At 70.8% G+C, this 19,298-nt stretch carries 13 protein-coding genes; 3 read left to right on the top strand and 10 right to left on the bottom strand.

The features are described 5' to 3' along the window. Positions 1 to 456: 456 nt before the first annotated feature. Positions 457 to 3,297, top strand: coding sequence for a carbohydrate-binding protein (locus tag ABT297_RS00500; protein ID WP_350542988.1), 2,841 nt, complete (start codon positions 457 to 459; stop codon positions 3,295 to 3,297). A 160-nt stretch (positions 3,298 to 3,457) separates the two neighbouring features. On the opposite strand, the gene ABT297_RS00495 is transcribed toward ABT297_RS00500, so the two are convergent. Genes ABT297_RS00495 through ABT297_RS00485 form a run of 3 tightly spaced genes read right to left on the bottom strand, consistent with a single transcriptional unit; the run spans position 3,458 to position 6,488 of the window. Next, on the bottom strand, positions 3,458 to 4,834 hold the full coding sequence (locus ABT297_RS00495) for an ABC transporter permease (RefSeq protein ID WP_350542986.1): 1,377 nt from the start codon (positions 4,832 to 4,834) through the stop codon (positions 3,458 to 3,460). After that, positions 4,831 to 5,526, bottom strand: a complete 696-nt coding sequence (locus ABT297_RS00490; protein WP_350542984.1) for an ABC transporter ATP-binding protein — start codon at positions 5,524 to 5,526, stop codon at positions 4,831 to 4,833. Before ABT297_RS00490 ends, ABT297_RS00495 begins: the two co-directional genes overlap by 4 nt. After that, complete coding sequence (locus ABT297_RS00485; protein WP_350542982.1) at positions 5,523 to 6,488, bottom strand: efflux RND transporter periplasmic adaptor subunit; 966 nt, start codon at positions 6,486 to 6,488, stop codon at positions 5,523 to 5,525. Before ABT297_RS00485 ends, ABT297_RS00490 begins: the two co-directional genes overlap by 4 nt. A gap of 242 nt (positions 6,489 to 6,730) precedes the next feature. On the opposite strand from ABT297_RS00485, the gene ABT297_RS00480 reads away from it, so the two are divergent. After that, complete coding sequence (locus tag ABT297_RS00480; protein ID WP_350542980.1) at positions 6,731 to 8,137, top strand: selenium-binding protein SBP56-related protein; 1,407 nt, start codon at positions 6,731 to 6,733, stop codon at positions 8,135 to 8,137. Beyond that, entirely contained in the window at positions 8,134 to 8,772 is a 639-nt protein-coding gene (locus tag ABT297_RS00475; RefSeq protein ID WP_350542978.1) for a hypothetical protein, read from the top strand. Before ABT297_RS00480 ends, ABT297_RS00475 begins: the two co-directional genes overlap by 4 nt. 60 nt (positions 8,773 to 8,832) lie before the next feature. Here the strand turns inward: ABT297_RS00475 and ABT297_RS00470 are convergent, their stop codons facing one another. The 7 genes from ABT297_RS00470 to htpG all read right to left on the bottom strand — a co-directional run bounded on the left by ABT297_RS00470 (position 8,833) and on the right by htpG (position 19,040). Beyond that, on the bottom strand, positions 8,833 to 11,634 hold the full coding sequence (locus tag ABT297_RS00470) for a DUF5682 family protein (RefSeq protein ID WP_350542976.1): 2,802 nt from the start codon (positions 11,632 to 11,634) through the stop codon (positions 8,833 to 8,835). Continuing rightward, on the bottom strand, positions 11,631 to 12,758 hold the full coding sequence (locus tag ABT297_RS00465) for an ATP-binding protein (RefSeq protein WP_350542974.1): 1,128 nt from the start codon (positions 12,756 to 12,758) through the stop codon (positions 11,631 to 11,633). The genes ABT297_RS00470 and ABT297_RS00465 overlap by 4 nt, the downstream gene beginning before the upstream one ends. 11 nt (positions 12,759 to 12,769) lie before the next feature. Further along, entirely contained in the window at positions 12,770 to 14,077 is a 1,308-nt protein-coding gene (locus ABT297_RS00460; RefSeq protein WP_350542972.1) for a VWA domain-containing protein, read from the bottom strand. Further along, the gene (locus tag ABT297_RS00455; protein WP_350542970.1) at positions 14,074 to 15,414 is read right to left on the bottom strand and encodes a hypothetical protein; all 1,341 of its coding nucleotides are present in this window, start codon (positions 15,412 to 15,414) and stop codon (positions 14,074 to 14,076) included. Before ABT297_RS00455 ends, ABT297_RS00460 begins: the two co-directional genes overlap by 4 nt. After that, a complete protein-coding gene (locus ABT297_RS00450) occupies positions 15,414 to 15,908 on the bottom strand; it encodes a hypothetical protein (RefSeq protein ID WP_350542968.1) in 495 nt (164 codons plus the stop codon). Before ABT297_RS00450 ends, ABT297_RS00455 begins: the two co-directional genes overlap by 1 nt. 67 nt (positions 15,909 to 15,975) lie before the next feature. Then, positions 15,976 to 17,163 carry a phosphotransferase family protein gene (locus ABT297_RS00445; RefSeq protein ID WP_350542966.1) on the bottom strand — a complete coding sequence of 396 codons (1,188 nt, stop codon included), beginning with the start codon at positions 17,161 to 17,163 and terminating at the stop codon, positions 15,976 to 15,978. A 77-nt stretch (positions 17,164 to 17,240) separates the two neighbouring features. After that, entirely contained in the window at positions 17,241 to 19,040 is a 1,800-nt protein-coding gene (gene htpG / locus ABT297_RS00440) for a molecular chaperone HtpG (RefSeq protein WP_502885469.1), read from the bottom strand. Positions 19,041 to 19,298 lie beyond the last annotated feature (258 nt).

Below are 19,298 nucleotides of genomic sequence, written 5' to 3'. Positions count from 1 at the left end.
GTACAAGGCCCGTCGTTACTGGCCGGTAACCACGATCCATTGAAATTCCTACGCTCCGTATTGGGTTACCGGAGTGTTTCCGTGTAGCGACCGGCATCAAATACGCGCAATTCGGACAGCACATTCACTGTGATGACTACCACACGTAGCGAACCTTGTCTATTATCACGGTTCTATAACGACAAACCCGTGAGGTTCTTTTCTGGCATCGAAGCTCCTGAGTTTGCTGACAAATGCCGCGAAAACCGCATCACGAAAAACTCGGCATTGCGCAGCCCGCGTGCTCGATGGTTAGTTAAGGCCCGTAACTAACGACGGGTGGCCGCCATCCACCCGGCACGTTGGTTGCCGCGCGACAGAGGGTCGGCGCCCACGTCGAGCGGCTGCTTTCGCAAGCGCGGTCGGCGCGCGTCTTGCCTGGCTGAACTCCCCCGCAGCTCAGGAAGGACACCGCACATGGCCCCATCTCCGCGCCGGTGGCGGCGGCTGCTCACGGCAGCCACCCTCGCCGCCGGCGGCACCGTCATGGCCGCCGTGGCACACGCCCCGGCCGCCACGGCCGTTCCCCTCCCGGCCACGGACTACCAGCACGTCCAGCTGGCGCTGGGCAGCGCCGCGCTCGGCGAGCCGATGTCCCTGGCCGTCATGCCCAACCGGTCGGTGATCCACACCGCCCGCGACGGAACAGTCCGCATCACCGACGCCGCGGGCAGCACGAAGGTCGCCGGCAAGCTCTCCGTCTACACCCACGACGAGGAGGGCCTGCAGGGCGTCGCCATCGACCCGGGCTTCGCCACGAACCGGTGGGTGTGGCTGTACTACTCCCCGGCCCTGTCCACGCCGGCCGGCGACGCGCCCGCCACGGGTACCGCCGCCGACTTCAACGCCTGGAAGGGCCACCTCAACCTGTCCCGGTTCACGCTGAAGGCCGACAACACGCTGGACTTCGCCAGCGAGAAGGTCGTGCTCACGGTCGACAACGACCGCGGCATGTGCTGCCACGTCGGCGGGGACATCGACTTCGACGCGCAGGGCAACCTGTACCTGACGACCGGCGACGACACCAACCCGTTCGAGTCCAACTCGTACACGCCGATCGACGAGCGGACCAACCGCAACCCGCAGTACGACGCGCAGCGCACCTCGGCCAACAGCAACGACCTGCGCGGCAAGCTGCTGCGGATCCGCCCCAACGCCGACGGGACGTACTCGATCCCGGCCGGCAACATGTTCGCTCCGGGCACCGCGAAGACCCGCCCGGAGATCTACGCGATGGGCTTCCGCAACCCGTTCCGGATGAGCGTCGACAAGCCGACCGGGATCGTGTACATCGGCGACTACGGCCCCGACGCGGGCACGACCGACCCCAACCGCGGCCCCAACGGCCAGGTCGAGTTCGACCGCGTCACCGGGCCGGGCTTCTTCGGCTGGCCGTACTGCACCGGCACCAACACCACAGCCGAGACCTACAACAAGTGGGACTTCGCCACCAACACCACCGGCCCGAAGTTCAACTGCGCCGGCGGCCCGGCGAACAACTCGTTCCGCAACACCGGCCTGACGACGCTGCCCGCGGCCAAACCGAGCTGGATCCGCTACGGCGGCGACGCCGGCAGCCCGCCCGAGTTCGGCGGCGGCTCCGAGTCGCCGATGGGCGGCCCGGTGTACCACTACGACCCGAACCTCAACTCGGCGGTGAAGTTCCCGCAGTCGCTGGACAACAACTTCTTCGCCGGCGAGTACGGCCGCAAGTGGATCAAGCCGGTGCTCATCAACGCCGACGGCTCGCCGGGTACGATCTCCACCTTCCCGTGGGCCGGCACCCAGGTCATGGACATGGCCTTCGGCCCCGAGGGGGCCCTGTACGTGCTCGACTACGGCACCGGCTCGAACAACCAGGCCCTGTACCGCATCGAATACGTCGGCGGCGGCAACAGGGCGCCGACCGCGAAGCTCACCGCGGACAAGACCTCCGGGTCGAGCCCGCTCACCGTGAACTTCTCCTCGGCGGGCAGCTCCGACCCCGAGGGCGGCGCGCTCACCTACGCGTGGGACTTCGACGGCAACGGCACGACCGACTCCACCGCGGCCAACCCGACGTACACGTACACCACCAACGGCACGTTCACCGCGAGGCTGACGGTGAAGGACCCGCAGGGCGCGACCGGCACGGCGAGCACCGTCATCACGGTGGGCAACACCGCGCCGACGGTGAAGCTGACGCTGCCGGCCAACGGCCAGCTGTTCAGCTTCGGCGACACCGTGCCCTTCTCGGTCACGGTCACCGACCCGGAGGACGGCACGATCGACTGCTCGAAGGTCACCGTGACGTACCTCCTCGGCCACGACAGCCACTCGCACCAGATCACGTCGAAGACCGGCTGCACCGGCTCGATCGCGGTCCCGGTCGACGGTGAGCACGACGCGGCGGCGAACGTCTACGGCGTCTTCGACGCGTCCTACACCGACAAGGGCGGGCTGACCGGCCACGGCTTGTCGACGCTGCAGCCGCGGCACCGGCAGGCCGAGCACTTCAGCGCCCAGTCGGGCATCCAGATCGCGAGCCACGCCTCGGCCGAGGGTGGATCCACCGTCGGATTCATCGACAATGGTGACTGGATCTCGTTCTCGCCGTACCTGCTGAACAACGCCACGCAGTTCACCGCCCGCGTCTCGTCGGCGGCCAGCGGCGGCACGATCGAGGTGCGGGCCGGCTCGGCCACCGGCACCCTGCTCGGCACCGCCACGGTGACCTCGACCGGGAGCTGGGAGACGTTCACCAACGTGACCGCGAACATCTCCGGCGCGCCGAGCACGGCCACCACGCTGTACCTGGTGTTCAAGGGCGGCGCCGGAAACCTGTTCGACCTCGACGCGTTCACCTTCAGCACCGGTACCCCGACCACGCCGGTGGTGAGCCTCAAGTCGCTGACGAACAACCTGAATGTGTCGGCGCCGAACGCGACGACCGCGCTGATCGCCAACTCCTCGACGATCGGCACCGCGCAGCAGTTCGACCTCGTCGACCTCGGCGGGGGCAAGGTGGCGCTGCGGGCGCGGGCGAACAACCAGTTCGTCTGCGCCGAGAATGCCGGCGCCCAGCCGCTCATCGCCAACCGGGCGGCGGCCGGCGCGTGGGAGACGTTCAACCTGATCCGCAACGCCGACGGCAGCGTGAGCCTGCAGGCGACGGTGAACGGACTGTACGTCACCGCGGAGAACAACGGCGCGGCGTCGCTCATCGCCAACCGCACCGCGATCGGACCCTGGGAGAAGTTCCAGCTCATCGGGGCCTAAGCGCATGTGTTGATCCGTGGGGGTGCTCGGCACTGACGCCGGCGCCCCCACGGATCGACCGCAGCCGCCGGGTTGGCTGAACCTCGGCGCGCGCCAGCCCGGCGGCGCCGCTCCCGCTGCCCCGGACCGTGCCGTGTCTCGCGGGAAATGCCGTCGTCAGTTATGCCCGCATCACCGTGGCGATGGGGATTCGGGCGGCGCGGATGGCCGGAATGGAGCCGCCTAGGAGGCCGGCGATGAGGCCCGCGATCACGCCAGCCACGCCGGCCTGCCACGGGAAGCCCATGTCGTGCAGCTGGGGCACGCGGTCTCCCAGGATGCGGATGCCCAGGTTCACGCCCGCGGCGGCGACGCCGATGGCGGCGCCGGCCGTCAACAGGCCCGTGAGCAGGGTCTCGGCCAGGACGATGCCGGCCAGCAGGATGCGCGGGGTGCCCACGGCGCGGCGCAGGGCGAACTCCTCCACGCGCTCGCCCACCGTGGCCAGGCCGACGTTGAGGATTCCGGCCACGCCGATGAGCAGGACCAGCATCGCCATGCCCAGGAAGATCCAGCGCATGATCGTCAGCATCTGCTCGATGCGCTTGCGGGCATCGTTGACGTGGACGTCCAGGGCCTCGCGCGGGACGCCGGCGGCGATCAGCTTGCGGGTCAGCAGGCTCTCCGTCTCGCCGGCCGTCGGGGCGAGCATGACCTGCAGTCCGGGGCCGTTGTTCATCGCCATGGGCCGGCCGCCCTCGGGGCCGCCGGCGGCGACCACAGCGGTGGTGTCGGACGCGGTCTGCTGGGGCAGCCAGTTGTTGATCTCGTCGATGCGGGCATAGGCCGTCGGCTGGTCCTGGCCGTCGTCGATGATGCCGATGATGCGCGGCGTGGGGTTGGCGGTGGCGCCGTCGAGGCGCATCTCGGCCGGGATGCGGTAGCGGCCGAAGCCGACCGCGGCGGCCTTGTTGATGACGATGCGCGGCGAATACGACGGCTTGTCCGAGAATTCCAGCCAGTTGCCGGCGACCGGGCGGAACGGGCGGAACTGCCGGATGTCGTTGACCACCGCGATGAGCGCCACCTCGATGGCGGCGCCCGGCGGAGCGACGGCGCCCTTATCAATGGGCACCGGACGACAGCCGTCTGATTCGTCGCAATGCATCTCATACGCCGTCTCGCGGCTGTATTCGTTGAGGCGGTCAAACGGCGCGGCGCCCGGGTTGATCGGCCTGACCTTGGGCTCGCCGATGATCGCCTGGATCTGGAAGCTCGCTGCCACGCCCGGCTGGTCCTTGATCGTGGTCATCGCGACGTCCACGGCCGAGCCGATCGGCGGGACGTACATCATCCGGGTGCCGTCCTTGCCGGTTTGCAACTCAACATTGGCCAGGTTCAGCGTGCGCGCGGCCTCGGCGCCCGCCTGGACGGTGACGACCGCGAGCACGCCCAGAAACAGCGAGATCATCGACAGGAACGTGCGCATCTTGCGGGCGCGGATGCCCTGCAGGCCGATGATCAGCGCGGAGCGGAACCTGCCCGTAAGCCGGATCATGCCGGCTCCAGCACGGCGGGGCGCAGCGCGCCATCCACGAGGCGCAGCACGCGCTGCATCTTGGCCGCGTGGGCCTGGTCGTGGGTGACCAGAATCAGCCCGCAGCCGCGATCGGTGGCGGCCCGCAGGACCTCGATGACGAGGTTGCCGGTCTCGGTGTCCAGCGCGCCGGTGGGCTCGTCGGCCAGCAGCATCCGCGGGCCGCGCACGAGCGCCCGGGCGATCGCGACCCGCTGCTGCTCGCCGCCGGAGAGCCGGGTCGGATGGTTCTTGGCGAGATGCGCGATGCCGACCTGGTCGAGCGCCTCGAGCACGCGGGCGCGCCGCTTGCGCCGCGGCAGCCAGCCCTGGCCGTTGACCAGCGCCATGGCCACGTTCTGCGCGGCGGTGAGGTGCTTGAGCAGGAAGAAGCGCTGGAACACGAAGCCGAACTCGGCGCTGCGCAGCGCGGCGGCCCGTCGCTCGGAGATGCGGGCCAGGTCGCGGCCGCCCATGACGTAGGTGCCCGAGTCGGGCCGGTCGAACAGCCCGATGAGGCTCAGCAGCGTGCTCTTGCCCGAGCCGGAACGTCCCAGGATCGCCACGCTGTCGCCCTCGCAGACCGTCAGGTCGACACCGTCGAGGATGGTGCGCGGCCGCTGTTGGCCCTTGAGCGTCTTAGTGATGCCGGCAAGCTCGATGATCGGTCTCATTTGCCCGGCCCCCGACCGCCCTGGCCGTCCTTCGCGGCGGGAATGTTCGGCCCCGGCACGGAGACGGTCTCCTCCTCGGTCAGGCCGCTCTTGATCTCGATGACCTTGCCGTCGGTGAGCCCAAGCGTCACCTCGCGGACCTCGCGGCTCTGGTCGGCCTTCACCACCTCGACCTGGCCCTTGCCGTGTGAGCCGGCGACCGCCTCGACCGGCAGGACCAGCACCCCGGCCGCCTTGGCGGTGACCACCTCCACGGTGGCGGCGGCGCCGTTGATGAGCTTCACGTCGGCCGGCCCGACGCAGACCAGTCGCATCCCGGTCGGCTCCGACGGCTGCTGCTGCTGGCCCGGCGGCGTGGGCTGCACCGGCGGGGCGCTCGCGCTCGGGTTGGGCGCGGGCGCGGCCGGCTCGGGGATCACGCCGACCGGCAGCGCGGCGAGCGTGCCGAGCACGGTGCAGGCAAACGGCCCGGGCCCGCTCTTGACCTGTGCGGTGACCGACTGCAGGGTGTCGGAGACCTGGTATGCCTGAGCACCGTCGATGTCGGCGACAATGCCATACCCGACCTGGCGGGCCGACACGATCGGCATGCCGGCAGTCACCTTCGACCGGTCCTCGACGAGCCGCCCGGCGAAGACCGCCCCGGCGGGCACCTCGACCGCGGTCGCCTTGGCGCCTACCCAGACGTTGGCCACCTTCGTCGGCTTCGTCGGGGTGCCGGTCGGGGCCTTCACGTCGAGATACCGCACCTCGCCGTCGATCGGCGCGACCAGCCCGAACGTCGGGCCCAGCGCGACCTTCCCGCTCAGGCTGACCTTGTTGGTGAGATCCTGCCGCGTCGGCTTGGCGGTGGTCACCGCGGTGCCACGGTCAGCGAGGCCCGGCGGCTGCTGCGAGGCAGCGGACTGCGTGCACCCGGCAAGCAGCCCGATCACGGTCAGTAGCGGCAAGACTCTTCGCACCGGCAACCTCCGAAACCAGTTTGCGGTCTGATCGAAGTCCGCCACAGAGTAGCCGCTGCCTGGGGGGCGTGCTGCCCCGTTCGGGGTGAACCGGAAAAAACCACCCAGCGTGCAGGGTGTGGACACGGAACGGCCCTTCTGACCTTGGTCGCCGAACGGGGTACGTTCGAGACGAGGCGTTGCCCGAACCAGAGCCCACTGGACGATTTCCCTACCGGTCAGGTAGTAAGGGCGTGCGAAACATGGCTCTCTGGAAACCGGATCCGACCTTCTACCCGTCACCGCGCGACGCGTCGCTGGCCCCGCCGGAGAAGCTCGCCTACGTCGGCGCCTTCGACCGCGCGGCGGAGCGTCCCGACGCGATCGCCGTGGTCGACACCGACCCCGAGTCGCCCGCCTACGGCACCGTCGTCGGCTGGACCGATCTGCCCAACACCGGCGACGAAGTGCACCACTTCGGCTGGAACGCGTGCAGCAGCGCGCTGTGCCCCTATGCGCCGCACCCGCACGTCGAGCGCCGCTACCTGATCGTTCCCGGGCTGCGCTCGTCCCGCATCCACGTGTACGACACCGCGCCCGACCCGCGGCAGCCCAACCTCGTCCGGCTGCTCGATGCCGAGGAGCTCGCCAAGCGGGCCGGATATTCCCGTCCGCACACCGTGCACTGCGGCCCGGAGGGCATCTACGTCTCCGCGCTCGGCGGGGCCGACGGAGCGGACGGGCCCGGTGGCGTGGCCCTGCTCGACCACACATCCTTCGACGTGCTCGGGCGCTGGGAGATCGACCGGGGGCCGCAGTACCTCGCCTACGACGTCTGGTGGCACCTGGGCCACGACGTCGTCGTCACCAGCGAGTGGGGCACCCCGTCGATGATCGAGGACGGGGTCGTCGCCGAGTTGCTGGCCGGTCGCGAGTACGGTCACGCCCTGCACTTCTGGGACCTGCGCAAGCGCCGGCACCTGCAGACCGTCGACCTCGGTGAGGAGCACCAGATGGCCCTCGAGCTGCGCCCGGCTCACGATCCGACCATGGACTACGGGTTCGTCAACGTCGTGGTCAGCGTCGAGGACCTCTCCGCGTCCGTCTGGCTCTGGCACCGCGAGCACGGAACGTTCAGGGCCACGAAGGTCATCACGATCCCGGCGGAGCCCGCGGACGCCGGCCTCCTGCCACCCGTGCTGCGACCGTTCGGCGCCGTGCCGCCGCTCGTCACCGACATCGACCTCACCGTCGACGACCGCTTCCTGCTCGTCTCCTGCTGGGGCACCGGCCGGCTGCTGCGGTACGACGTCTCCGACCCGTTCAGCCCGGTCCTCGTCGGCGAGGTGCGCCTCGGCGGCATCGCCACCCGGGCCGCCCACCCCGTCGCGCCGGACCTCCCGCTGACCGGCGGCCCCCAGATGGTCGAAATCAGCCGCGACGGACGTCGGGTATACGCGACCAACTCTCTCTACGGGGCCTGGGACGACCAGTTCTACCCCGGCGGCGTCGGCGCCTGGATGGCGAAGCTCGACGTCACCGAGCAGGGCGCGCTCGAGCCCGACCCAAGGTTCTTCCCGCACGGCGAGGCCTTCCGCGGCCGGCGCGTGCACCAGACCCGCCTCCAGGGTGGCGACGCCTCGTCGGACTCGTACTGTTTCACCCGATGAGCACCGGAGCACTCGTCGCCCTCGCCGCCATGGGCGCCTTCCACGGCCTCAACCCGGGCATGGGCTGGCTGTTCGCCGTCGCGATCGGGTTTCAGGAGCGCAGCCGGGCCGCCCTGCTGCGGGCCCTGACCCCGATCGCCGCCGGTCACGCCGTGTCGATCTTCGTGATCGCCGGGCTCGTCAGCGCCCTCCAGTCCGTGGTCGCCACCCGCGCCGTCGCCATCGGCGGCGGCACGGTGCTGGTCGGCTTCGGCCTGTGGCGCGCGCTGTCGCGGCGGCACTTCCGCTGGGCCGGCATGCGCCTCACGTCCCTGCAGCTGTCGGGCTGGTCGTTCCTCATGTCCAGCATCCACGGCGCCGGGCTCATGCTCGTCCCCGTCCTGGTCGCCGGGGGCATCGACGCCGGCGCGCACCACCATGGGGTCACCGCTCAGGCCACCGCCCCACTCTGGGTCGGCTTCCTGGCCACCGCCGTCCACACGATCGGCATGGTGACGGTCGCGGGCGCCATCGCCCTGCTCGTGTACCAGGCGGTGGGCCTGCGCATCCTGCGCTCGGCGTGGATCAATCTGGACAAGGTGTGGGCCTTCGCCCTGGTCGGCGCCGGCATCGCGACCGTGGCGGCGGCGATCTAGCTAGCGCCCACCCCGGCGGCCGGTGAGACCGCCGGGGGTGCGGCGCCGCGCCGAACCGGCCTAGATCGGCGCGGCAAGCAGGTCTGCCAGGGCCTCGGCGGTCTCGGGGTGGGTGCTGAGCAGTGCCAGCGGTCCCGCCCCGGCCCCGTCTTCGGCCGGCGACGACACGTGCCAGCCGGCGTCCAGGCCGAGCGCGCCGGCCAGGGCGTCGGTGGTCGCCGGGTGCGCGGCGAGGAAGGCGCCGACCGGGCCGGTCGCCGGGCCTGCCGCGGTGGCGACGGCGCGGGGACGCGGCTTGGCCAGCCAAGGCGGAACGAACGCGTCGAGCGCCGGCAGCGTGGCCGGGAACGTGCGGCCGGCCTCCCGGATGAGGACCGGGACCAGCTCGCCGGCCTGGTCGCGCAGCGTGGTGATCAGGGTCGGCAGCCACGGGAGCAGCACCGGATCGGGCAGCTTCGCGAAGGCGTTGGACATGAGCTCGACCACGAACGGCGTGAGCTTCGGGACCGGGTCCAGCGCCTGGATGAAGCCGCTCAGATACTGCGGGATCGAGGGCACGACCAGCGGGTTGCCCAGCAGGTCGGCGCAGCGGGCCCGCAGGTCGGCCAGCGGCAGCAGGCCCAGCTGGTGGTGAGCCGACCACAGCAGCGCGACCTTCGCCGGGCTCTCCGGGTGGGACTGGCGCACGGCCAGCTCGAGCTGGGCGCGGTCGCAGCCGAGCGACAACGCCACTCCCTCCATGGTGAACAGGAAGCCGAGCATCGCGGCGACCTGCCGCACACCGGTCTCGTCGTCGACGAACGCGGTCGGCAGCAGCGTGCAATAGTGCGCGTAGCCCGCGGTGACGAACGACTCGCACCACGCCGGCAGGGTCGGCTCGCTCGCGCGGTAGTGCGCGAGCAGCCGCCGGATGTGCCGCAGCACCTCCGGGGCGTCGTCCACCGTGCGCTCGGCGGCGAGCAGCTCCACCGCGCGGGCGCCGAGCTCGTCGGTGAAGCGGCGGCTGCCGAGGAACAAGATCGAGTCCTCGACGGCGCTCAGGGCGACCGCCGCGGTGGCGTCCGGCGCCCAGACCGAGCGGCGCAGGCGCTGCTCGACGACCTGCTCGACGGTCACGCCCTCGTAGCCCAGCTCGATGATGTACCGCTGGTGCTTGCCGATCGCCAGGTCCCAGCTCTCCTGGATGGACTTCTCGCCCAGCCGGCGCGTGCCCATGATGGGCCGGACCGCGCCCTCGGGCAGGAGATACCGCAGCATCCACAGCAGGTGCGAGGCCGGCCCGAGCTCCGGCCGGCCGGCCAGATCGAGCAGGGCCCGCTGCACGGTCGACTTCGTCAGGTCGAGGCCGATCGGGGCGAGCCGGTCGTAGACGTCGCGAGCCAGCGGCGGCAGCGCCTCGTAGCCGACCTGGCCGACCCGGTCGCCGCCGAGCAGGATCTCGCAGAGCCGCCGCACGTCCCGCCGGCCGGGCACGACGTCCTTCTCGATGCAGGTGACTGCCGCGTCCTGGAAGTCATACGGCGTCGGCCGGGCCCGGTTGCGCATCCCGGCCAGCAGGATCGACGTCTCGAACACCGCGATGGCGTCGGCGGTGCTGGCCAGGTAGCCGTTGCGCCGGGCCAGCCGCACGATGTCGACGCACCAGCCGAGCAGCTCCTCCTCGTCGAGCGCGTCGAGGACCGGCGGGCTGGCGAGGAAGCCGGAGAGCCGGTCGGCCACCGGCTCCGGGGCCGCTCCCGCCGCCATCGCGACGGCCTTGCGCTTGCGGCTGCCCTTCTGGCCCTCCAGCTGAAACGGCGTGAGCCGCGCCCGGGTGACCGCCTTCTGCCAGGTCGCCGCGGCGATCGAGACCGAGCCCGACGCGAGGCCGAACTGCGCCTCGATGGCCGAATGGCTGGACGGGATGAGCCCGTAGAGCCACGTCGTCGCCGTGCGCGGGCTGATCTCGAATTCAGGCACGCCCTCGCCGGTGCCGAACTCCGCGACCCGGCTCGCGGCGTGGAAGGCGCCGCAGACGTAGAGGCAGTCGGCCTTGTCGATGCCGGTGCGGGCCAGGTGCTCGCGCATCCGGGTCCACATGTACCGCTCCCGGTCCTCGTCCACCGCGACCCGCCGGGTGCCGGCCGGAGCCAGCCGCCGGAACAGGCTGCCGATGAGCACCATGACCTGCCGGTAGGTGGCGTAGTCCGCGCCGGCGAGCGGCTGCTCGACATACTGGTCCCACCACTCCGACCAATGCCGCACCTTGCCGTGGTGCAGCAGGTGCTGCTCGAGCTCGGCGAAGCGCGGCCGCAGGTCGCCGATCTCGATGCCGACCGCGTCGCCGTGCAGGTCGGCCTCCTCCGGCTGCTGGTCCGGCTCCTCGGCCGACGGTGCGCCGTCCTCGCGCGGCTGCCACTGGAACACGTGGTCGGTCGAGCGGTCGACCAGCACCAGCTCGACGCCGGGTGTGTCGAGGGCATAGGCGATGGCCTGATACTCCGCGGACGCCTCGGTGATCGGCGCGACGACGCTGAGCGGCCCCCACTCCTGCGGAAACCCGTCCAGCTGCGACGCGAAGGCTTGCAGCGCCACCGGCAGGCGGCAGTTGCGCAGCTCGGTGAGCAGCGGCGCCATGTCCTCACACAGCTCGAGGTAGATGACCTTCGGCTGCTTCTCGCGCAGCCGCCGGACCATCGCGAGCCCGGATGCGGGCGAGTGGTGGCAGACCGGGAAGATCTCCAGCTCCTCACGCAGCGCCCGGTCGACGTCGTCGACGATGCCGGCCAGGATCTCCGGGACCGCGCCGGGCCCCTCGGCGAAGGCCGTGGCGGCCTCCACCAGCTGGGACCGTAGCGCGCCGAACGGTGGTGTCTCGGTCATGACAGCGTGGCGATCGCCTGACGGCCGCCTTCGAGGAACGCGGGCCATTCCCCGCCGTCCTCCTTGCTGCGCGGCTCGACGACACCGTGCCAGTACTTGTTGAGGATCGCGAGATCCTCCGGACTGCGCCGGGCCAGCGACCCGACCAGCGACCCGGCGAGCGTCTCGGCGCGCAGGCTGCGGTCGCCGAAGAACGTGCTGTGCAGGATCGCGTCCTCCAGCACGCCGATCTGCTCGGCGGTGGACAGCGCCGACTCGAGCTTGTCGTCGTCGCTGGTCGCCGACGCGGCCGCGGCCCGCAGGTCGGCGAAGCTCTGCAGCAGGATGTCGAGCAGGTTGGGCGGCACGTCGAGCTCGATGCGGTGCCGACGCAGCAGCTCGGTGGTGCGGAAGCGGACGATCTCCGCCTCGCTCTTCTTGTTGGTCACGACCGGAATACGCACGAAGTTGAACCGCCGCTTGAGCGCCGAGGACAGGTCGTTGACGCCCCGGTCGCGGCTGTTGGCGGTCGCGATGATCGAGAAGCCGGGCTGCGCGAAGACGATGTTGTCGTCGTCGAGCTCCGGGATCGACACATACTTCTCGGACAGGATCGAGATGAGCGCGTCCTGCACGTCGCTGGTCGAGCGGGTCAGCTCCTCGAACCGGCCGATGACGCCCTTCTCCATCGCGGTCATGATCGGCGAGGGGATCAGCGACGCCCGGGACTGGCCCTTGGCGATGACCATCGAGACGTTCCACGAATACTTGATGTGGTCCTCGGTCGTGCCGGCCGTGCCCTGCACCACGAGCGTCGAGTTGCGCGAGATGGCAGCGGCAAGCAGCTCGGCCAGCCAGCTCTTGCCCGTGCCGGGGTCACCGATGAGCAGCAGGCCGCGGTCGGAGGCCAGCGTGACGATGCTGCGCTCGACGAAGCTGCGGTCGCCGAACCACTTCTGGGAGATCTCGCGGTCGAGGCCGTCGGCATCGCCCAAAGAACGGCCTTCTGTGCCGAGGATGAACAGGCGGATCATCCGCGGGCTGAGCCGCCACGAGAACGGCTTGGGCGCGTCGTCGATCGATTCGAGCCAGTCGAGCTCCTCGGCGTATTTGACCTCGACGGGGGCGCGGAGCATGTCAGTCATGAGGGGGTCTCCTATGCGAGGAAGCTCTTGAGTTCGGTGACAAGCTTTTTGATGTGCCCGGAGAGCACCGGCGCGCCCATGTCCTTGAAGCGCTGCCGGAACCACGGGTTGACGCTCTGCTGGCCTCCGCTGCTGACGGAGCCGACCGGAATGAACTTGACTCCGGATCTGTGCAGGGACTGCATCGAGTCGAACAGGACCTGCGACTGCGACTCGTAGAAGTCGGAGATCCACACCACGACCGTGTTTCGGGGGTCGCTCACCTTCGGCTGGGCCAGCGCCATCGCGACCGTGCCGTCGGTGCCGCCGCCGAGCCGGGTGCGCAGCAGCACCTCGAACGGGTCGTGCACCCACGGCGTGAGGTCCAGGGCGCGGGTGTCGTAGGCGACGAGGTGCACGTCGACCTTCGGCAGCCCGGCGAAGATGGAGGCGAGGATGGTGCAGTTGACCATCGCGTTGACCATCGAGCCCGACTGGTCGACCACGACGATGAGCCGGGCCGGCGTGGTGCGTTTCGCGGTGTGCTTGTAGAAGAGGCGGTCAACATAGAGTCGCTCGTCCTCGGGGCTCCAGTTGGTGAGGTTCTTCCAGATCGTGCGCTCGATGTCGAGGTTGCGATAGACCCGCTTCGGCGGCACCGACCGGTCGATCTCGCCGACGCTGGTCTGCTGGACCTGCGTGCGCAGGACCGCGGCGACCTCGTCGACGAACCGGCGGATGAGCGCCTTGGCGTTGGCGAGCGCGACGCCGGAGAGATTGTTCTTGTCCCGCAGCAACTGCTCGATGAGCGACATGCTTGGGGTGAGCTGCTTGGCCAGCGCCGGGTTGGCGAGCACCTCCCGCAGGTGCATCCGCTTCACCAGGTCACCCTCGATGCCACCGAGCACACCCGCCAGGCCACCGGCGTTGGGGCGGCCGCGCAGCTCGCCCGGGTCAGTGCCGAGCGCCTTCTCGAACCAGCCGGCGTCGGCCTGCCAGTTGGCCAGCTGGGTGGCGCTCACGCTGCCGCTGCCGGTGTTGAACACGTTGATCAGCAGCTTGGAGACGAGGGCGGCACGGCGAACCTCGAGACCGGCCGCCTCGCCGGCACCGTCGCCGGCGCCCAGCGTCAGCAGGCCCTCGAACTCCCCGGCCAGCTCCGGGTGGCGCTGGACCAGGTTGTCGACGGTCACGCCCGGGTCGAGCAGGGCCGGCGGCAGCCCGACGTCGCCGACGATCGCGACGCTCGCGGACTCCAGGGCCGGCTGCTCGTCGGCCTCGAACAGCCGGCCCAGCATGCGCCAGTAGAGCACTTGGCGGCGGTTCTCGTCGGCGGTCATTTGCGCAGCAACCTTCCGGCCCGCTCGCGCAGCACCTCGACCGCCTCGCCGGCCGCCTTGGCCAGCTTCGGGTCGGCGGGGCCGAGCGCCCAGTCGATGGTGTGCACCCCGACCCGCTTCTTCTTGACGGTGGTCTCCACCCCGAGCGGCTGCACCGTCCAGGCGCCATCGTCCCAGCGCAGCAGGCCGATGCAGGCGGTCGCTCCGGCCAGCAGCTGCGGTGTCAGCGGCCCGCAGGCGGGCAGCCGGCGCGTGTCGAGCGGGACGCCGGAGAGGTCCTCGACGAACACCGGCTCGGCGATGCGGGCCGGGTGCCGCTCCAGCGGGGGCGTGGCCGGGGCGAGCGCCGTGCCGAGGTGGACCCTGGCCGTGGTGAACGGGTCGGCCGCCTCGCCTGGCCGGGCCCGGTCGTCGCGCCAGATCAAGTCGCCGCCGGCGAGCAGCGGCATGTCGGTGAGGTCGAGGACGCGCCGCTCGGCGAGCGCGGTCAGCAGCATCTGGTGGCCGGACAGCAGCCGCCAGATCGCCGGGCCGACGATGGTGTCGACCTTCGCGGCGGAGACGCTCGCCCGCACCAGGCGCGCGGCGCCGCCGGAGGTCTCCAGCACGCCGTGGACCTGCACCTGCACGGCGGTGGGGTGCTCGTGGACGTCGGCGCCCAGCACGAACAGCCGCCCGGTGACCGGCTCGGCCTGCTCGGCCCGCTGCGCCCGGCCGCCGTCGCGGGCCAGCAGGAGCGCGCGGCTCCAGAGGTCGGCCCAGCGGCGCACGGGCAGGCGCTCCATCGTCGCGATCGGGCTGCCGGCGCGCAGCTCCGCGGCGAGGCCGTCGAGCAACACCGCCAGGCGGCGCAGCTCCGGGTCGGCGAGCGCGGCCTCGATGGCCTGGCCGGAGGCGGAGACCAGGTCGTCGTCGACGCCCCGCCAGCCGGTGATGGCGAGCTCGCGCAGCCACGACCGGGCCCCGGCGAGCAGGTGGGACGCGGCCGCGGCTTGGCCGGGCTCGCCCTTCCACTCGGCGCGCTTGCGGCCGAGCGCCGCGTCGGCCCGGGCGAGCAGGGCGTCGTGCACCGCGCCGAACAGCGCGATGCGCGCCGCGGCGAGGGCGAAGAGGTGGTCGTCGGCGATCGAGCCGGCCGCGATCTTGTCGACGGCCTCGGCGACCGCCTCGCGCAGCGGGCTGCCGGCGAACCCGGCGGCCAGCGCGGAAAGCGCCGCGACCCGGTCCTCGTCCACGCGGGCGAAGCCGTGCACCAGCCCGTCGTCGACGGCGGCGGCGAGACCGAGGGCGTCTCCGATGCCCGGACCGGGCTCGTCGGCGAACAGCGAAGACAACATCAGCGCTCCTCCTCCGCCCGCGTGACGGACGGGAACCAGTGCAGCTCCGGGATCGGCTCGCCGCTGCCCGGCAGCTCCAGATAGGCCAGGTGGCGCAGGAACCCGCTGAACACGGTGGCCGCCGGCGCCGGCTCGTGGTGCGCCTTCAGCCCGGCGGCCAGCGGCCGGCCGTCCTCGACGTCGAGGCGCAGATAGCGGGCGACGCGCCCGCGGCCGTATTGCACCTCGGCCTCGTCCAGCAGCGCATGCAGGTGCTTGCACGGGTGGGCGCCGCGCAGCCCGCCGCAGGGCCGGTTGTTGTTGGTGCTGCAGCTCAGTCCGTGAGTGCCTGCGCCGATCGACGAGACGTAGACCCGCTCGATGTCCGACCCGCTTGACACCACGCCCTGCAGGCGCCCGTCCGCCAGCTCGACGAACGGCACCTTGGCCAGCTTGCGTGGCTCCACGGGCGGTATGACGACCGCCGTCGAGCGCGTTTCGACGCTCAAGACCATCGACCTCCAGCATTCGGGGTGGTCCTAGACGCCGGTAGTTGTACCGCATGGGTACGACAAAAACCCGCTACGCCAGCGAGACCGCGATCCGTAGGCAGGTCGGAACGTCCTCGGTGTGATAGGGCCATTCGCTCGGCTCGATGTTGTGCACGAACCCGGCGTAGATGACGGCGCCGAGCAGCGGCGCCACGGGGCGCAGCAGCCGGACGGCCGCGGCCGGATCGCTGCCGGGCGCCAGCCGCCGCCACTGCTCCGCCCAGTGCGCCACGAGCGGCTCCGCCTCGGGCGGCTCGAGCCCATCGCACAGGGCGAGGATGTCGAAGGCGGGGTTGCCGAGAAACGCATCGCCCCAGTCGAGCACGGCCGGCGGTACCGTCGCGGAGAAACGCGCATTGCCGGGGTGAAAGTCGCCGTGCACGAGCGTGTCCGGCAGCCCGCACGCGGCGACGGCGGCCAGCCGGTCACCGAGCCCGACCAGCAGCGCGTCGAGGCCGAAGATCTCGCCGAGCCACGGCTCCGCGGCCACCAGGATCTGCTCGCGCAGCCGCCCGCCGCGCCGGTCCCGCACCCCGCGCCCGGCCAGCAGCGGCAGGTCGTCCAGAGCCCGCCGCTGCAGCCCGTGCAGCAGGTCCGCCATCGCGAACCGGGCCTCGGCGGGCGCGCCGAACCCGTCCTCGCCGGGCAGGTGCGTGAGCAGCTGCCGCCCGGTGCCGTCGGCGGCGAGCAGCCTCGGCGCGGCGCCGGGGGCCACCGCGCCGAGCCACGCCAGGACCTCGGTCTCGGCCCGCATGAACGGCGGCAGGTGCTTGAGCCACACGGGCCCGCCGGAGGTGTCCAGCCGCCACAGCGCGGATAGGTTCCAGGTCTTGCGCTGTATGACGTTCCGGGCCGTACCGAGGCCGAGGCCCCGTATCTCGCGCAGCGCCCAGCGCACCGACTCGGCCGGCCCGCCCACCTCGGCGTAGGGCGCCCGGCGCGGATGCGGAGCCGGCCGGAAATCGACCGGCTCCAGCTCCGGCACCACCCCGGACGCCGGCCCGTCGAGCTGGGCCAGGTACGTCACCGCCCCGCCGTGCGGGTGCGGCCGGTCGGCGTGCAGCAGCCGCAGCACGCTCACGTCGGCACCGAAGCGCTCCCGCGCCCCGGCGACGACATCGTCGACCTCGGGCCAGTACGGGACCTCGACGGGGAACGCCGGCAGCGCGCCGAGCACCACGCCCGCCGCGTCGACGAGAACCAGCGTCACCGTGCGCACGGCCGGCCCCTACACCGCGCTCCCGTGCGCGGCGACGATCCGCCACCCGCGGGTGTCGTGCCAATCCCCCGCCGTCGTCACAGCGACCTCGCAAGCCGGTCGGCGATCAGCCGGGTGAAGCGCGACGGGTCGGCGAGCTCGCCGCCCTCCGACAGCAGCGCGATGCCGTAGAGCAGCTCTGCGGTCTCGGCCAGCCCGGACGTGTCCGGGTCGGCGGCGTGCGCGTCACGCAGGCCGCCAACCAGCGGGTGGTCGGGGTTGAGCTCCAGGATTCGCTTCGTGTGCGGCATCGGCTGGCCCATCGCGCGGTACATCTTCTCCAGCGTAGGCGTGATGTCGTGCGCGTCGCCCACGATGCAGGCGGCCGAGGTGGTGAGGCGGGTCGAGAGCCGCACCTCCTTGACGTCGGCCTCCAGCTTCGTGCCGAGCCAGGACAGCAGCGGCGCGAAGCCCTCGCTGCGCTCCGGGGCGATCTCCTCGGCGCCCAGGTCGACCTGGCCCTTCGCCACGGACTGCAGCTGCCGCCCGTCGTACTGCGCGACCTGATCCACCCACACCTCGTCCACCGGGTCGGTAAGAATGAGCACCTCGTAGCCCTTGGCGAGGAACGCCTCGAGGTGCGGCGAGTTCTCCACCGTGGCGCGCGATTCGCCGGTCATGTAGTAGATGTCGTTCTGCCCCTCCTTCATGCGCTCGACGTATTCGCGCAGGGAGGTGGGCTTCTCCGCGGAGTGGGTCGAGGGGAGCAGGACGAGATCGAGCAGCACCTCGCGATTCTCGGCGTCGTCGATCAGGCCTTCCTTCAGGGCGCGGCCGAACTCGGTCCAGAACGTGGCGTACCGCTCGGCATCCTTCTCCTGGATCTCCTTGAGCGTGGCCAGGACCTTTCTCACCAGGCGCCGCCGCACGACCTGGATCTGACGGTCCTGCTGCAGGATCTCGCGGGAGATGTTGAGCGACAGGTCGTGCGCGTCGACGACACCCTTGACGAATCGCAGGTACTGCGGGGTAAGCGCCTCGCAGTCGTCCATGATGAACACGCGCTTGACGTACAGCTGCACCCCGCGCTTGCCCTCGCGGCTGAACAGATCGAAGGGCGCCCGCGCCGGAATGAACAGCAGGGCCTCGTATTCGAAGGTGCCCTCGCCCCGCATGTGAATGGTCTCGAACGGGTCGGTCCAGTCGTGACTGACGTGCTTGTAGAACTCGTTGTACTCCTCGTCGGCGACCTCGCTGCGCGGCCTCGCCCAGAGCGCCTTCATCGAGTTCAGCGGCGCGTCGGCGTCATCGAGCCGGATCGGCCAGGCGATGAAGTCCGAGTACTTCTTGACGATCTCCCGGACCTTCCATTCCGCCGTGTAGTCGAACAGCTGGTCCTCGCTGTCCTCCGGCTTGAGGTGCAGCGTCACGGTGGTGCCCTGCGGCGCCTCCTCCAGCGACTCGATCTCGTAGGTGCCCTCGCCGGCCGACTCCCACCGGGTGCCCTGGCTCTCGCCCGCGCGGCGGGTCACCAGCGTCACCCTGTCGGCAACCATGAACGTCGAATAGAAACCGACGCCGAACTGCCCGATGAGCTCCGCCCGCTGCTGCTGTTCGGGCGATTCCCGCAGCTTGCTCAGCAGTTCCGCGGTGCCGGACTTCGCAATGGTGCCGATGAGCGAGACGACGTCGTCGTGGGACATGCCGATGCCGTTGTCCCGCACTGTAAGCGTGCGCTGATCCTTGTCGATCTCGAGCCGGATGTGCAGATCGTCGGTGTCGACGTCCAGTTCCTTGTTCACCAGCGATTCCAACCGCAGCTTGTCCAGCGCGTCGGAGGCGTTGGAGATCAACTCCCGTAGGAAGATGTCCTTGTTGGAGTAGATCGAGTGGACCATCAACTGCAGGAGCTGTCTGGTCTCGGCCTGGAACTCCAGCGTCTCGCTCACTTCGACTCCCTCTCGAGGCTATGACCGCCGAAAAGAATACTGGCGCAATGTCGAAACCGAGGAGTGCCGTTCGTGTAGAGACCGGCGACACGCCAGCCAGCCAGCGACACGCCAACGAGCCAGCCTGCTGACCCTCATGCTGCTGGCCGCGGCCCGGCGCCCGGGCCGCGTACGCGACGGCCGCGGAGCTCGCCGGCAACGCGGCCG

The sequence above is a fragment of the Dactylosporangium sp. NPDC000555 genome (assembly GCF_040300025.1).
Classification (GTDB): domain Bacteria; phylum Actinomycetota; class Actinomycetes; order Mycobacteriales; family Micromonosporaceae; genus Dactylosporangium.
The sequence above is the reverse complement of the archived record's forward strand: the minus strand, read 5'-3'. Positions and strand labels throughout refer to the sequence as shown.

Coding starts and splice junctions, on each gene's coding strand:
- ABT297_RS00500 (WP_350542988.1), top strand. CDS start 457: ATGGCCCCATCTCCGCGCCGGTGGCGGCGGCTGCTCACGGCAGCCACC.
- ABT297_RS00495 (WP_350542986.1), bottom strand. CDS start 4,834: ATGATCCGGCTTACGGGCAGGTTCCGCTCCGCGCTGATCATCGGCCTG.
- ABT297_RS00490 (WP_350542984.1), bottom strand. CDS start 5,526: ATGAGACCGATCATCGAGCTTGCCGGCATCACTAAGACGCTCAAGGGC.
- ABT297_RS00480 (WP_350542980.1), top strand. CDS start 6,731: ATGGCTCTCTGGAAACCGGATCCGACCTTCTACCCGTCACCGCGCGAC.
- ABT297_RS00475 (WP_350542978.1), top strand. CDS start 8,134: ATGAGCACCGGAGCACTCGTCGCCCTCGCCGCCATGGGCGCCTTCCAC.
- ABT297_RS00470 (WP_350542976.1), bottom strand. CDS start 11,634: ATGACCGAGACACCACCGTTCGGCGCGCTACGGTCCCAGCTGGTGGAG.
- ABT297_RS00465 (WP_350542974.1), bottom strand. CDS start 12,758: ATGACTGACATGCTCCGCGCCCCCGTCGAGGTCAAATACGCCGAGGAG.
- ABT297_RS00460 (WP_350542972.1), bottom strand. CDS start 14,077: ATGACCGCCGACGAGAACCGCCGCCAAGTGCTCTACTGGCGCATGCTG.
- ABT297_RS00455 (WP_350542970.1), bottom strand. CDS start 15,414: ATGTTGTCTTCGCTGTTCGCCGACGAGCCCGGTCCGGGCATCGGAGAC.
- ABT297_RS00450 (WP_350542968.1), bottom strand. CDS start 15,908: ATGGTCTTGAGCGTCGAAACGCGCTCGACGGCGGTCGTCATACCGCCC.
- htpG (WP_502885469.1), bottom strand. CDS start 19,040: ATGGTCCACTCGATCTACTCCAACAAGGACATCTTCCTACGGGAGTTG.